Annotated in this window: 11 protein-coding genes; 4 read left to right on the plus strand and 7 right to left on the minus strand. The window is 72.9% G+C overall.

The genetic code is table 11. The features are described 5' to 3' along the window. Nucleotides 1-3 precede the first annotated feature (3 nt). From ACYF6T_RS26060 to ACYF6T_RS26085, 6 genes are all read right to left on the minus strand, one after another. Nucleotides 4-744, minus strand: coding sequence for a class I SAM-dependent methyltransferase (locus ACYF6T_RS26060; protein ID WP_461699356.1), 741 nt, complete (start codon nucleotides 742-744; stop codon nucleotides 4-6). After that, nucleotides 741-2,132 carry a condensation protein gene (locus ACYF6T_RS26065; protein WP_461699357.1) on the minus strand — a complete coding sequence of 464 codons (1,392 nt, stop codon included), beginning with the start codon at nucleotides 2,130-2,132 and terminating at the stop codon, nucleotides 741-743. Before ACYF6T_RS26065 ends, ACYF6T_RS26060 begins: the two co-directional genes overlap by 4 nt. Beyond that, nucleotides 2,129-7,051 carry an alpha-(1->3)-arabinofuranosyltransferase domain-containing protein gene (locus tag ACYF6T_RS26070; protein ID WP_461699359.1) on the minus strand — a complete coding sequence of 1,641 codons (4,923 nt, stop codon included), beginning with the start codon at nucleotides 7,049-7,051 and terminating at the stop codon, nucleotides 2,129-2,131. The genes ACYF6T_RS26065 and ACYF6T_RS26070 overlap by 4 nt, the downstream gene beginning before the upstream one ends. Next, a complete protein-coding gene (locus ACYF6T_RS26075) occupies nucleotides 7,048-7,824 on the minus strand; it encodes a class I SAM-dependent methyltransferase (RefSeq protein WP_461699439.1) in 777 nt (258 codons plus the stop codon). Before ACYF6T_RS26075 ends, ACYF6T_RS26070 begins: the two co-directional genes overlap by 4 nt. A 46-nt stretch (nucleotides 7,825-7,870) precedes the next feature. Beyond that, on the minus strand, nucleotides 7,871-9,019 hold the full coding sequence (locus ACYF6T_RS26080; protein ID WP_461699361.1) for a glycosyltransferase family 4 protein: 1,149 nt from the start codon (nucleotides 9,017-9,019) through the stop codon (nucleotides 7,871-7,873). Nucleotides 9,020-9,214: 195 nt separating this feature from the next. Next, nucleotides 9,215-10,192: a PorA family protein gene (locus tag ACYF6T_RS26085; RefSeq protein ID WP_461699362.1), complete on the minus strand. Its 978-nt coding sequence runs from the start codon at nucleotides 10,190-10,192 to the stop codon at nucleotides 9,215-9,217. A 164-nt stretch (nucleotides 10,193-10,356) separates the two neighbouring features. Here ACYF6T_RS26085 and ACYF6T_RS26090 point away from each other — a divergent pair, with 164 nt between their 5' ends. Continuing rightward, nucleotides 10,357-10,509, plus strand: a complete 153-nt coding sequence (locus tag ACYF6T_RS26090) for a hypothetical protein (protein WP_461699364.1) — start codon at nucleotides 10,357-10,359, stop codon at nucleotides 10,507-10,509. 3 nt (nucleotides 10,510-10,512) lie between these two features. Further along, nucleotides 10,513-11,757 carry a PucR family transcriptional regulator gene (locus ACYF6T_RS26095; RefSeq protein WP_461699365.1) on the plus strand — a complete coding sequence of 415 codons (1,245 nt, stop codon included), beginning with the start codon at nucleotides 10,513-10,515 and terminating at the stop codon, nucleotides 11,755-11,757. A 15-nt stretch (nucleotides 11,758-11,772) separates the two neighbouring features. Here the strand turns inward: ACYF6T_RS26095 and ACYF6T_RS26100 are convergent, their stop codons facing one another. Continuing rightward, nucleotides 11,773-12,810, minus strand: a complete 1,038-nt coding sequence (locus ACYF6T_RS26100) for an NAD-dependent epimerase/dehydratase family protein (protein WP_461699367.1) — start codon at nucleotides 12,808-12,810, stop codon at nucleotides 11,773-11,775. Between the two features lie 34 nt (nucleotides 12,811-12,844). Between ACYF6T_RS26100 and ACYF6T_RS26105 the strand changes: the two genes are divergently transcribed. Together ACYF6T_RS26105 and ACYF6T_RS26110 are read left to right on the plus strand one after the other, a co-directional pair. Further along, a complete protein-coding gene (locus ACYF6T_RS26105; protein ID WP_461699368.1) occupies nucleotides 12,845-13,231 on the plus strand; it encodes a hypothetical protein in 387 nt (128 codons plus the stop codon). Then, nucleotides 13,200-14,729 carry a hypothetical protein gene (locus ACYF6T_RS26110; RefSeq protein ID WP_461699370.1) on the plus strand — a complete coding sequence of 510 codons (1,530 nt, stop codon included), beginning with the start codon at nucleotides 13,200-13,202 and terminating at the stop codon, nucleotides 14,727-14,729. The genes ACYF6T_RS26105 and ACYF6T_RS26110 overlap by 32 nt, the downstream gene beginning before the upstream one ends. Nucleotides 14,730-14,736: the final 7 nt, after the last annotated feature.

A 14,736-nucleotide genomic window follows, 5' to 3' on the forward strand; every position in this document is an offset into this window, starting at 1 on the left:
CGGCTACGTCCTTCGCGCGTGCAGCAGCAGGATCGAGGCGAGGGACGGTCTGGCACACGCGAGCCGGTCGAACGGCCGCAGCGGGCGCGGTACGCCGTGGAAGGGCGCCCCGGCCAGTCGTACGACGTCGAAGCCGGCGGCGGCCACGAACTCGCGCAGCGCGCGGGCCGTCGCCAGCCGCAGGTGGCCGACCACCTCCCGGCCCGGCCGGCCGTGGACGGCGCGCAGACTGACCTCGGAGAAGACGGGCTGCACCCCGGCGAGCAGCAGGGCGCGGTTGTACCAGGCGGCCAGGTTCGGTGTGGAGAGCATGAGATGGCCTCCCGGGCGCAGGACACGGCGGATCTCGTCGAGCGCCGCGTCCGGGTCGACGAGGTGCTCGATCACCTCGCTGAACAGCACGGCGTCGGCCGAGGCGGACCTGAACGGCAGGCCGCCGCCGGTGAGTTCACCGCGCACCACGTACGGCAGCCGGGTGCGCGCCCGCCCGAGCGCGTCCTGGGACCAGTCGACGCCGATCAGCCGGTGGCCGGGCAGCAGCGGGGCGGCCGTGGCGGCGGCGGTGCCGTCGCCGCAGCCGATGTCGAGGATCGTGCGCGCGGTCGTGCCGGCCAGGGCGGCGGCCAGCATGCGGGCCTGGCGCAGGCTGCGGGGGGTGCCGGAGGCGACCGGCACGGACGGGTCCTCGTAGAAGTCGCGCAGCCCCTTCGGGGGCGTCGCGGTGGTCGGCACGCCGGTGGTCATGCGCCCACCTCCGTGGTGTGCAGGTGGTGCTCGAACAGGTCCCGCAGATGGACGCCGTCGCCGTGCCCGAGCAGCGCCCGCGACCAGCGCAGGGCCAGGTGCAGACGGCCGGCGGTGGAGGCGGTGGTGACGGTCAGGCCGCGGGGCATGCGGGCGGGCGCGGAGAACCACACGGCGTGCGCGCGGCCCGCCTCCTCGCCGAAGTCCAGCGGGTACGGGATGCGGCCGATGTTGCTGAGCAGGGTGGTCGACGTCCAGGGCGCGGCGGCCCTGCGCAGCCCGCGGGTGAGGGCGGCGCGCCAGGCGACGGGGGTGACGGGGGCGGTCAGCAGGGCCGCGCCGTGGCCAAGTTGAGGGCGCGGGAGGGACTTGAGGGCGCGCGTGCGGGCGGCTGTGCGCCGTAGCAGCTCGGGAAGCTGATGGTCAGTCAACTCACTTGTACTGAAAGGAACTTCGACCAGCCGCGTCCCGTTTCCGATGGGCATGGTGGCGTCGCGGGGGCGGTCGTCGACGGGCATGGTGATGCGCAGGGGGCGGGGGCGGGCGCCGTGCTCGCGGTTCCAGTGGGCGATCGTCAGGGCCGTGGCCACCATGAGCTGGTCGTTGACCGTGTAGGGGGCGCCCTTGGGACGGTGCGGGAGGGGGAGGTCGGTGACGAGCATGCCGTTGCCGGGGGAGGGCTCGGGCGTGCCGGGGGCGACGCGGGCGGGCGGGGACCAGTTGGAGGGGGTCTCGGTAGGGGGCTGGGGGGTGTCGGGGGCGGTGCGGACGGGGGGTGCGGCGGGGGAGTTGTCCCGACCGCCGTACAACTCGGCGGCGGTGGCGAGGACACGGAGGCAGGCGGGGCCGTCGAGGGCGGTGTGGTTGATGGTGAGGAAGAGGACGGTGCCGTGGGGGGAGCGGGGCGGTGGGGTGGTGGCGTGCCGGTGCGGTGGGAGCAGGCCGACGGCGTCCGTGGCCTCGCTGCCTTCCACGGCGCCGGGGCCCTCGACCACCTCCAGGCGGATCGGCGGGGACAGCGACAGCGGAGGGGCGCTGGTCAGGGCCCGGGTCCGCGCGTCTCGCAGGGCGTCCGGACCGGACGGCGGGAAGCTCACCACCTGCACGTCCGGGTCCTCGGTCAGCTCCCACTCGTAGCGACGCCGGTACCAGCGGCCGGGGGCCTCGCGCATCAGGATGCGGGGGTGGCGGCGCAGCGCCTCCGTGAACGCGCCGGTCAGCCGCTCCCGGTCGAGCCGGCCCGGCAGATGCACCTCGATGTGCACCGTCTCCGGCTCCTCCTCCTGGAGACAGTGCCGGGCGACCTCGTCGACGACGGGGAACGGGATGCGGGCGGCGGGGGGCCGGGCGGGGTCGCCGGCCCGAGCGGGGTGATCGAGAGCGGTCATGTGGATTCGCCCTTCCCCGAGGGGTCGTTGGGGTGTTGACGGGTGGGGGGCGGAGGCGGCGGTGGCGTGTCGGTGGGCGGAGGCGGGGGTGGGGGAGGCGTGTCGGTGGGGGGCTGCGGGGGTCGTACGTCGTCCGGGGCTCCCTCGGCGTCGGTCGCCGCGGGCGCCTGGTCCGTCCGGGGCCTGCGGAACGGGAAGCGCGTGGTCGGCGGGTCGGGTTCGAGGCCGCCGGGGCCGCGTGCCGAGATGGTGGAGCTGGATTCGGGGCGGGGGAGCGGGGCCGGGGCGCCGCTGACCGACGAGGGATACGCCCCCTCGGCCGCGCCGGCACTCTCGTGCGCGCCCTCGGCCGCGCCGGCACTCTCGTGCGCTCCCTCGACCGCGCCGGCACTCTCGTGCGCGCCCTTGGCCGCGCCGCCAGTCTCGTGCGCTCCCTCGGCCGCACCGCCACTCTCGTACGCGCCCGCGCCCGTGCCTTCGTCGACTCCCGTCGGCTCGCCCCCGCCCCGGCCCCGGCGCCACCGCCGTAGCCGCCGGGTCCCGGGCGCCGCCCCGGGCGCGCCCTCGGTCGCCAGGCCGCGGTCGCCCTCGGTCGTCGTCCCGGGTGGGCCCTCGGTCGCCGAGCCGGCCTCCCTCTCGGGGGCCGGGGTATCGCCGTGCTCGGGGCGTGCACCCCGCTCGCCCGGGGCCCCCGGTCCGCTCTCCCCCCGTATCCGATGCGGAAGCGGTCGGGTCGGGGCCTCCGACGGTGGTGGGGTGCCGTAAGCGGTCGCGGGGGGCAGCAGCGCTGTCGAGCCGGGGCCCTCGTCCGGCTCGTGGACGCTCACCGTTCCTGCGAACAGGCCGATCAGTGCGAGGAGTTGGGCCGCGTGACCGAAGGCGCCGTGGCCCGCGCCCGGTGGGTCGCCGGCGCCGGTCGTCGCCGCGACGGCCGCCCCCGCGAGGGCGAGGAACGCGAGCGGCACGAGGAGGGCGTGCCGGCGTGACGCCAGCAGTGCCAGCGCCGGGACCAGGAGCGCGAACCAGCCGGCGATCACGATGCCCACCAGCGTCAGCACCACCGTGCCCAGCCACAGCCCGGGCAGCGGCGGCACCCTCTGCGGCACGTCCGGGTTGGGCTCCCGGCGCCGCCACAGCACCAGCCCGACCAGCGCCGCGAGCCCCACCGCACTGCCGATCAGCCCGCCCTCGTACGTCGTCGCGGGCTCGTACGACAGCTTGACCGTGCCGCCGGCCCCGGCCGGGATCCGCCAGCCCTGCTGCCAGCCGTCGAGCCGGACCGGCGTCAGCTCCTTGCCGTTCAGCGTGGCCTTCCAGCCGTCGTTGTAGTTCTCGTACGTCGTCAGGTACGTGGCGTCACCGGAGCCGACGGTCACCTCGCGCCGGTCGCCGAGCCAGTCCCGTATCGCCAGCTGCCGCGTCGACCCGGCAGGCCCGGCGCTCACCGAGCCCCGGGTCAGCGTCACGTCGGTCAGCGTGAGCGGCCCGGCGTCCCCGGCCTCGACCCGGTGCGTACCCGACGTGAGGTCCAACGCGCCGTCCTGCGCGCCCTCCTGACAGAGCGTCACCTTGACGGACCGGCGTTCCGTCAGGTCCCGTACCGTTCCCTTCACGCTCGTCTGGTACAGCTTCCCGTCCACCGCCACGTCCGGCCCCTGCCCGCACGGCAGGGAGAAGGTCCGCGTGGCGCTCGGCTGCGGGGTGCGGTACCGGTCGAGCGCCGGGATGTACGCCTCGGACAGGCCCACCGGCAGCTGGAGGTTGTCGTCGGCGACCGGGTTGTGCAGGGTCAGCGGCGCCGTCTTGGTGATCGTGATGTCGAGCCGGTCCGTGGTGATCGGGTCGAAGCGGACCACGCCGTTCTCGTCGACGCCCGCGACCGTCGCGCCGTCGGGGGAGCTGATGTCGACCTCGGTGGCCCGCGTCGACAGCCCGCCCGCCGGCGCCAGCACCACTTCGCCGACGGCCTGTTTGCCGCTCCAGCTCAGATGGATTGTCGGCCGGTCGCCCGCGATCCACGCGGTGGTCAGGTCCCCGTCGGTGAGGTTGCGCGCCGACAGCCCCGCGCCGAGGGCCGCGGTGGAGTCGGCCGTGGCGACGATACGGTCCTGCTGGTCGGGCGCGACCTGGTACAGCAACTTGTCGAGGGCCTCGCCCGGCACCGGCACCGCGCTCGCCCTCACCTCGTACGTCCCGGCCGTGTCGGTCGAGAAGCGGCGGTGCAGGCCGGCCTCCGTGCCGGTGGGGGACAGCCCGGTGGGGTCGGGGGTGCGGTGCAGGGAGATCGTCTCGGCGGCCGCGTCGGCGCTCTGCGCGTCGGTGGGCAGCCGCAGCAGGCGGGTCACCTGCACCTTCGGCAGCGACACCTCGGAGAAGCCCGCGCCGGTCAGTCCGGCCTTCCGGGCCTCCGAGGCGACGATCGTCAGTTTCATCCAACGCGTCGCTCCGGCGGGCGCCTTGACGCGCTGCGTCATGCCGTCGGGCCGCAGGAAACTGGTCTTCGCCCCCTTCTCCGTCTCCACCCGCACCTTGGTCGCCGCCGAGCGCACGCTCTGCTGCGGCAGCGGGGTCACCTTGAACGACGACGGCATGTCGTAGCGGCCGTCGAAGGCGATCCGCAGCCACTGCCCGTTCGCCGAGCCGGGCGCGCCCTCGGCCCACGCGGTGCCGGGGTTGCCGTCGAAGGCGTTGACCGGGTCGTACTGGGGGAGGTGGAAGAGCCAGTTCCCGTACGAGGAGGCGGTCACGGAGCGCGCCCCGCGCAGCTGGGCCACGGTCTGGTGACCGAGGCCCTTGACCGGCAGGATCTGGTGCGGTTTCCTGCCCGCGTCCTGCGTGGCGTCGGGCGCGTTGCGCTCCGAACTCGTGTAGGTGTACGAGGTGTTGGCGTCCACCAGCCCGAACCGGGTGTCGGCGCGGCGCAGTCCGTCGCCGACGATCTGGTACGGCGGGGTGCCGAGCCCGGGGTGGTTGTCGCCGGTCAGCACGGTCGCCCGGCCGCGCAGGTCCGAGGCCGGCGGCAGCAGCGACTCGGGGCCGCCGGAGACCACGGCGGTGTCGGAGACCGGGTAGAGGCGGGCCTGGCCCGGCCGGGGGACGTCCTTGCCGGTGGGTTCGTAGATCTCCACCGCCCGCTGCCGTGGATACAGTCCCTCCACCTGCAGGGGCGTGTGGTTGGCGATCCGGCCGCCCGTCATGACGGGGCCGAACCCCGTCACCCGCTGGTAGCCGGACTGTTCCAGCGTCCGCTTGACGGTGGTGGTGGGCACCTGGCCGATCTGGTCGGGGTCGAGGTCGTTGCGGACGACGACGTAGTAGACGCCGGCACGGCTCAAGTAGTCCGCCAGGCCCGGCACTTCACTCCCCGACGCCAGCGCCTCCTCGACGGCGTCCATCGCGCGCCGGTTGCCGGGGGTGCCGAAGGGGACGAAGTCGCGTTGCGCCCAGCGGGACGTGGCGAGGACGTCGAGGGGCTGGTCGATGGGGGAGCCCCAGGTGTAGATGCCGTGCGCGGTCGCCGGGACGACCAGGGCCCGGGAGTCGGGCGAGTACCTGTGCAGCCAACTGGCGGTCGTCTTCCAGTACTTGGGCAGTTCCTGGAAGGAGCCGGGGTTGAGGATCGAGCCGTTGAGGTACGGCCACAGCAGTCCGGGCAGGATCAGCACCGCGGCGACGAGCGGCGCGAACCGGCGGCCGCGCACCGGGCGGGCGCCTCGCGGCTCCGCGGCCACCCCCACCAGGTGGGCGAGGCCCAGCACCAGCGCCAGGGCGAGCCCCGTCTGGAACTTGTAGATGTTGCGGAAGGGCACGAGCCCGTCGTTCAGCAGGTCCTGCACGACCCCGTGGAAGGGGGCGCCGAACGCGCCGCCGTACCCGGCGAGCAGCACCAGCGCGCACGAGACGACGGTCAGCACCAGCCACCGCCGCTCGGGCAGGTCCCGTCTGGCCAGGCCCGCCAGGCCCAGGCCGGCGGCCAGCGCCGAGCAGACGATCACGATCACCGAGGCGGCGACCGTCCACCCGGCCGGCAGCCACGCCTGCCCGAAGTGCAGGTACGCCACCCAGTTGCCGGCCCCGCGCAGCGCCTCCGTGGCCGACATGGGGGCCGTCGTCGTCTGCGAGGTCTCCACGTAGGGGAGGAAGTTCTCGCCGTAGACGCCGAGCATCAGCAGCGGGATCCACCACCAGGCGGTCGCCACGATCACGCCGGGCACCCACCAGGCGATCAGCTTGCGCTGCCGTGGCCCGGGCGGCCGGGACAGCAGGTACAGCCCGACCGGCAGCAGCGAGGCCAGCGTGGAGGCGCCGTTGACGCCGCCCATGAACGGCACGACGAGCGCGGAGCGCAGGGCGGCGACCCGCGCGCTGTACCGTTCGTCGATCAGCGGCAGCAGCACCCACGGCAGGAAGGCGCCGGGCAGCGCGGCGGCCGACGTGGAGCCGATGACGATGGTGAACACCGGCCACAGCGCGTAGACGATCCCGGCGAGCAGCCGCGAGGCGCCACTGCCCACGCGCAGCCGCTCGACCAGCCGCAGCGCACCCCAGAACGCCACCGACACGATCAGCGACATCCACAGCCGCTCCGCCAGCCACACCGGCAGGTGCAGGACATGGGCCAGCCAGTAGAACGGCAGCATCGGCCACAGGTAACCGGCGTACTGGTCCTGGATCCCGCCGAAGCCGCCCTGGTCGTGCCAGAGCTGCCCGAGGTCGGAGAAGAACGCGCCCGGATCGACGGTCACGCCCAGCTTGGTGTCGAAGGTCTGCCGGCCCGGGTGCGCCGCCAGGAACAGCACGAACACCACGGCCCAGAACCCGACCAGCCACAGCCGCGACCGCGGGCCCCCAGGCGGACCCGAGGTGGCCGCGGTGGTGGGGACGGCTGCCGGAGGAGGAGCCTGGACCGTGGTCGTCATGGTGGACACCGCCGGAGGAGGAGAAGGAGGTTCCAGGTGGCCAGCTCCCTGATGCCGGGGGCCTTGACGACGGTCTCGGCGAGGAACGGCCAGTAGCGGGAACGGGCCGAGACGACCGTGACGTCGTCGCGGGCCCGCACCTGCCGCAGGGTGGCGCCGATGTGCACGGCGAACAGGTTCTCGCCGAGGGTGTGCTTGGCCGGCTTTCCGGTACGGCGCCGGTAGCGGGCGCGGGCCCGCTCGGCGCCGAAGTAGTGCCAGGGCGCCCACTCGTGACCGCCCCACGGGGAGAGCCAGTTGGTGAACGACACGTAGATCAGCCCGCCGGGCCGGGTGACCCGGACCAGCTCGCTGAGGAAGGTCTGCGGATCGGCCACGTGCTCCAGCACGTTGGACGAGAAGGTCACGTCCGCGACGCCGTCGGACAACGGCAGCAGATACCCGTCCGCGATCACGGTCCCCTCGGGCGGCTTCGCCCCGAGCTCCCGTACGTCGGGCTCGAAGAGGTAGGCCAGGGCCCCTCGCCGGCGGAACTCCTCGGTGAAGTACCCGCCACCGCCGCCGACGTCCACGACGACCCGCCCGGCGACGGCTCCGTCGTACGCCTCGACCTGGTTGACGGCATCGCGGGCGAGCAGCTCGTAGCAGCTCTCGGGATCCTCCTGTTCACGCCGGAAGGCCCGGCAGAGGGCGAGGGACCTCCGGAAGGAGGGATCTCTCCATCGCCGGTCCGCCGCAGCGCCCCCGAAGGGGCGCGAGGAACGGCGCGCCAGGCCACGACGGGCCCGCGCTCGCGCACCCGCACCGGCCCCCCACCCCTTAGGCGACACGGCCCCGCACCGCCTCCGCCGCGACCGCCCGGAACTGTCTCACCGTCCGATCCCAGCGATAGCGCGCCGCCCGCTCCCGCGCCGCCTTCCCCATCAGCTCCCGCCGCCGGCCCGACAGGGCCAGCGTGCACCAGGCCGCCGCGAACGAGGACTCCCCGTGCGCCAGCACCCCGGTCTCCCCGTCCACGACGGAATCCCGCAGCCCCGGCACGTCGAAGGCGACCGTCGGCGTCTCCCGGGCGGCCGCCTCCGTGACGACCAGCCCCCACCCCTCCACCGCGGAAGGGTGCAGCAGCAGCCAGGCCGCGCACAGCAGCCGGTGCTTCTCGGCCTCGGACACGTGTCCCGTGAACTCCACGCCCGGACCGGCCAGTTGCTCCAGCCGCTCACGCTCGGGGCCGTCGCCCACGATGACCAGCCGGCCGCCGGTCACCGGCCGTACCCGCTCCCAGAGTCTGAGCAGCAGATCGATCCGCTTGTACTCGACGAGTCGGCCCACCGCCACGAACAGCGGCTCCGCGGACCGGTCGGCGCGCGGCCCGGGCTCCTCGACGCCGTTGTGGACGACCCGGATCCGGTCGCGTTCGACGCCGATCGCGCGCAGCGCGTGCGCCGTCGACGGCGACACGGCGACCAGCAGGCTGCGCCGCTGCGCACCGGTCAGCGCCCAGTGCTCGAGTCTGCGGCCGAGCCGGGCGGCGGGTGTCAGCGGGCCGCCGAACCGCATCCGCCACAGGTCGGTGTGGACGTGGTTGACCAGGCACAGCGTGGGACCGCGGTGCCAGACGGGCGCGAAGTACGGCATCCCGTTGCACACCTCGACCAGCAGATCGGTCTCGCCGACCTGCCGGGCGAAGGCGCTGCGGGCGCGCAGGAAGTGGCCGAGCTCGCCGCCCGCGGACACGACCCGGTAGTCCCGGAAGGACGCGGGTCCGCCGCACAGCAGCGTCACCTGGTGGCCGAGCCGGGTCAGTCCGTCGGCGAGCCGGTCGACCAGCAGCTCGGAGCCGCCGGCGGCCGGGTTGTCCAGGTCGCGATGGGCGAGGAAGGTGATCCGGCGCGGCTGTGGGGGGAGCGCCGGGGGGTGCTGCGGCGCCGTGGGATGGGCGCGCAGCGGGGATGGCACGTGCTGGGGCATGGGTGCTCCAACTCGTCTCAGGGTGCGGAACTCGGTGGTGGCAATTCCGGTCTGTCTGTGGGGGGACTGAGAGCTTCTTGGGCGGGGGGTGTGAACTGGTTGTGCTCGGGTGGGGTTGGACAGTTTTCGCCCCGCCGTCCGTCACGGCTACTCACCGAGGTGACAATTTCCGGCTTTATTAGAACTGACGTCGTGTCACATCGTGAGCGGAGCCCCGGGCGTCTCGGGCGGATCGGGGCGCTCCCGTCCACGGAGCACCAAAACGCCCCCTACTGCCGCGAGGACGAATCCGGCCACAGCAGTCGTGATGGGCAACGTCTGCCCCACGGCACGCAGTTGGCCGCTCTCCTTTTTCGCCAGTTTCACCTGCTCCTTCTGCGTCGCGGTGGTGAACCCGAGTTTCCTGCTGTCCAGCAGCAGCACCGCGTCCTTCGTGTGCCCCGGAGCGCGCAACGTACGCCGTGGCCCGACCTGTGCGTACAGCACCCGGCCGGTGCGCTGGTCGACGACCAGCTCGATGCCGTGGTTGGAGTACCACTCCTCGGCCAGCACCTGCGGCCGGTTCGGCTCGTCCACGAGGGTGCCCGGCACCAGCCGGCTGCCGATCCTCGTCGGCGGGACCGTGCCGGTGAAGCGGTAGCCGGTGTAGCCCTGGACCTTCCGGGTGCCGGCGTAGTGCAGGACGACCGTGGAGCCGAGCGAGTTGTCCCACCAGGTGTAGGAGCGTTTGTGCACGTCGAAGGGGAACTTCAGGTAGGCGTCGCCCTCGAAGTAGGGGTTCTCGTGGCAGCAGTGCACCGGCTTGTTGGTGTGGCGGTCGGTGACCCAGCGGTTGGCGAAGAACTCCAGCGCGTCGTGGGGGTCGGCGGCCGGCAGCGACTTGTCCGTGTCGACGGTCGTCGTCACGTCCCACACGGCCCGCCCGCTGCGCTCGCTGTCGGCGACGTCGCCGCGCACCTGCTGCGTGACGGTGATGCGCTTGTCGTGCACGGTGCGGATCGCGTCGGTGTCGAAGTAGGCGCCGGTGCCGCTGTAGACGGCGGTGATGTCGATGTCGATCGGGTTCACCGCGGCGCGCGGCTCGACGTACCAGGCCAGCATCGGCGCCAGGACCAGCAGAAACGTGCCGAGTCCCAGCAGAATCAGGGAGAGGGGTGAGGCTGTACGGCGCATCCGGACACTCCTGGGGCGAGGGAAACGGAGTTCGGGCCGCTCTATGGGCCGGGAACCGTATGCGCCCCTTGACGGGGTGTCAATGCTTGTCGAGACTGAGCCGACAGGCAGGGGTGGGACACCGGGGTGGGGACGACCTTTCGCACAGAGAGGCTGACCCTGCGATGTCCAGACTGCTCGCCGCCGCGGTGACCGTCGTGATCGCCGCCGTCCTCGCCGTGGGCGCGGCCCTCGGCATCGTCGCGCTGCTGGAGGCGACACCGGACCAGCCGAACACGCCGCTGATCACGTACGAGCAAGCCGGGCAAGGGAGTTGACCGGTGGCGGCCGCACGCTCACCGTCGTCCGTCTCCGCCCGCTCCGCCTGGCACGACGTGCCCCGCCTCCAGGTGCGCCGGTTCGCCGCCATCGCCATGGCCGAGGCGCCCGAGCTCGCCGAGGAGATCCTGCGCGAGATCCGCCGCGAGTACCCCCATCTGCCCGTCGTCCTCGACGAGTCGGGCGAGCCGATGGCCCTGGTCGGCATCCGCCGCGCCATCGAGGTCTTCGTCCAGCACCTGGAGCAGTCGGAGGGCCGGCCCACGGTCCCGCCGGGCGTCTTCCAGGAGTTCGGCCGCGGCGAGGGCCTGCACGGCCGTTCCCTCGACTCCCTCCAGGCGATCTACCGCATGGGCGTACGGCTGGCCTGGCGGCGGTTCGCCGAGATCGGCCAGCGCGTGGAGATCCCGCCGCCGGCGATGTACGAACTGGTCGACGCCGGCTACGAGTACCTCGACGGCCTGGTCGACCAGTCGGTGCGCGGCTACGCCGAGGCGGCGGCGCGGCAGGCCGGCGAGCGCCTGCGGTTGCAGCGGCGGCTGATGGAGCAGTTGCTCGCCGAACACCACCGGGGCGATCCGGCCGAGGCGCTGACCGAACGGGCCGCCCGGGTCGGCTGGCCGCTGCCGCGCAAGGTCGCGGTGGGGGTGCTGCTGCGCCCGGCGCGGGAGGCGGTCGCGCCCGCCGTCGGCCAGGGAATCCTGCTCGACATGGAGTACGAGCAGCCCCGCATGGTCGTGCCCGAACCGGACGCCGCCGGCCGCCCCGAGCTGCTGCACCGGGCGCTGACCGGCTGGTCCGGCGCGATCGGGCCGCCCGTGCCGCTGGCCGACGCGGCGAAGTCGCTGCGGTGGGCCGAGGCGGCCGTACACCTGATGGAACGGCGGCTGCTGCCGGCCGGGGACGTGCTGTACTGCACGCAGCACACGGAGGCGCTGGTGCTGCTCCAGCCCGAGGAGCTGATCGACGACCTGGCGCTGCGCTGCCTGGCCCCGCTCACGCACTGCGGGCCCACGCACGGCCGCCGGCTCGCGGAGACGCTGCTGGCGTGGCTGGAGACGCGGGGCGGCGCGCCCGAGGTGGCGGCCCGCCTCGGCGTGCACCCGCAGACGGTCCGCTACCGGCTGCGCCAGATCCGGGAGCTGTGGGGCGACGAGATCGACGACCCGGACCGCCGCTTCGAGCTGGAACTGGTGCTGAGGGCGCAGAGGTTGCGGGGGCAGCTGGGGGAGACGAGACGGAGGTGAGCCGGTGAGCCGCCTCTAGCGGTGCTGGGCGCGCCATGCCTCGTAGTGATCGAGCACGGTCTCCTCGATCGGCCGGTAGGTGACTCCCAGCTCCCGCACGCTGCGGCTGTTGTCGACCCGGAACCTGATGCCGAGGTGTTTGCGGATGTAGTCCTGGCTGAGCCCGAAGGCGGGCCCGAGGATGCGAACGGGCCAGTGCGGAAGCCGGTTGCGGGGCAGCCGCAGGTTCCTCGGATACCGTCCCCGGATGATGCGGGCCATGTCGTGGAAGGACGTCATCTCCGGCGCCGCGACGATGTACCGCCCGTGCGCGTCGGGCTGTTCGGCGGCGGCGATGTGCGCGTCCGCCACGTCCCGCACGTCGGCGGTGGTGAAGCTGAAGTCCGGGGCGCCGTAGCAGAAGTAGCCCTTGAAGAGCTCGTCGAGCAGGAACAGGCTGCCGGACTCGGAGGCCGGGGTGAGCGAGGGGCCGAGCACGAGCCCCGGGTTGACGGCGACCATGCGCCAGCGGGACTGTGCCTTCGCCGTCTCCCAGGCGGCCTGCTCGGCGACCGTCTTGGCGTAGTGGTACGGGTTGTTCTCCACGGTGCTGGTGGTGTTGACGTAGGCCTCCGTCAGCACCTGCCCGTCCATCTGCTCCAGGACGTCGGCGTAGTCCCCGAAGATCGCGCCGACGGTGGACGTGAAGACGACCCTGCGCACGCTCGGCGTCCGCTCCACGCTGCCGAGCACGTTGCGGGTTCCGGTCAACGCGGGCTCCACCATGTCCCGTTGGCCGTCCTTGATCTTCTCCGGCATGAAGAAGGGCGAGGCGACGTGGAAGACGACCTCGCACCCCTTCATCGCCGCGTCGAAGGCACCGTCGACCAGCAGATCGGCCTCGAACAGCTCAAGCCGGCCGGGGTGGCGCTCCCGCAGCCGCTCCAACGGCCGTACCTTCGCCGCGTTGGCGGTGCTGCGGACGGTGGTCCGCACCTGATGGCCACGCTCCAGCAGCCGCGCCACCAGATGACACCCGACGAACCCGCTGCCCCCGGTCACCAGTACATCCATGCGCATCAGGGTGCCCGATCGTTAGGCTCGTGTCATGAACGGGGTTCACGACGAGGAAGTCGACCGGCCGCTGACCCGGCCCGTGCTGCTGGAACTGAGCGCGGGCCAGGGCGATTTCGCGAAGCTGGAGGAGGCGCTGGCCGGGATCGAGGCGCCGGGGGTGTCCCTGCACGAGAGCGATCCGGCCGGCCTGGCGCTGCTGACCGCCGGCTGGCAGACGATCGTCGTCTCGGTCGTCTCGGCGGGCGGACTGAAGATGGTGCGGGACGTGCTGATCGCGCACATCTCCGGCAAGCAGGTGAAGATCAACATCACGCGTTCGGGTACGGAGCAGTCGGTGACCTTCGAAGGCCGCCTCCAAGACAGCCGCGAGGTCGAGCAGCTTGTCCGTGACATCACGGCTGAACAGCCATCGGAATGAGTCCGCCAGCACCGCCTTCCACAGCGGACTGGGCCGGGTCGACCCGGTCGCCGTCCGGCTCGAACTCGGCGAAGTGGTCGACGAGTCGGGCACCCACGAGGAACGGATCGCCGTGCTCGCCGCGCTGCTGCACGAGCGCCATCACTGGCTCCAGCACGTCGGCACCGGCGCGGGTCTGTTCGGCACGCTGCTGCTGGAGCTCCAGCTCGGCATGATCGAAGGGGACGTGCCGCTGGGGGAGTTGCGGGAGTCCGACCTTCCGTTGCTCGGGCAGGAGGACCGGTTCGGCGACGCGCTGGGCCGGTGGGAGCGGCTGGAGGCCACCCGGCGGCTCTACTTCGGCTGCCGGAGGGGAGACCTGGACGTCCTGCGGCAGGACGGCCGGGAGCCGCTGTGGGGTGAGCTCGTTCCGACCATCAGCAGTGTGATGGGCGGCATGCTGCCCAACTCCCCGTACATAGAGCGGTACCGCGCGTTCCTCGAAGACCGTCGCCGGCATCTCCCGGTCGACCGGCATTTCGTCACGGAGAGCGGTTGGTCGGTGGGGGCGCGCCATCTGATGGAGGGCGCCGCACGGCAGAGCGAGATGTTCCGGCTGCTCGCGGCGGCGCTCGACGGGCATCGCCATTCCGGGGCTGCGGCGGAGGAGTTCGCGTTCAACGTCTCGGAGCACTACTCGGGTCTCTACGGTGTGGCGCGCCGCCTGTTCGACCACACCGTCACCACCCGGACCGCGGCGGCGGACGTCGGTTTCTCCTTCGCCTGCGACCTGGCGCTCAACGTGCTCGCCCCGCCGCTCTACCCCGTCACGCCGGTCAACCCGGGGACGTACTTCGCCCATGTCGTGCGCAGACTGGCCGACTTCCGCTTCGACCGGGTCATCGACTTCACGGACCCCGCACACGTGAGGGCACTGATCGCGGAACTGACCGACCACGTCGCGCGCGCCCCCGGCCTGGACCTGACCCAGCCCCTGGACTTCAAGAAACAGGTGGTCGACGCCCTCTTCGGCCACCTGCACCCCGACGAGGTGGCCGGCGAGCTCTTCACCCTGCCGCACGCCGACGCCGTACCCGTGCCCAGCGGACCCTCCTCCCGGCTGCGCTACCTCTTCGCCCTCACGGCGGAGGCGGAGCGGGTCCGGGCCCGGGCGCCCGAGATCTTCGTCTTCCCGTCCGCCTCCTACCTCCACGACCGGGCGGCGTTCCGCACCCTGTTCGAGCGCGTCCAGCCCCCGCTGCTCGCCTACGGCGCCGACGGCCTCCACGGCACCCGCCCGATCCCCGGCTGGCCGGAGTACTTCGTCGCCACCGGCATCCACTACGAGGTCATGCGCGGCCTGGTCATGCACGACGCCCACACCCTGGGCACCCACCTCGCCCCCTACTTCCGCCTGTCCCCCGGCCTCCTGGCCACGGTCCTCAAAGGCACCCTCCACGACGCCCCGGCGGCCGACGCAATCCACCACCACGCGGAAAAAGCCACCGAAACCCACTGACCGCGGC

Source organism: Streptomyces sp. 7R007, assembly GCF_054850255.1.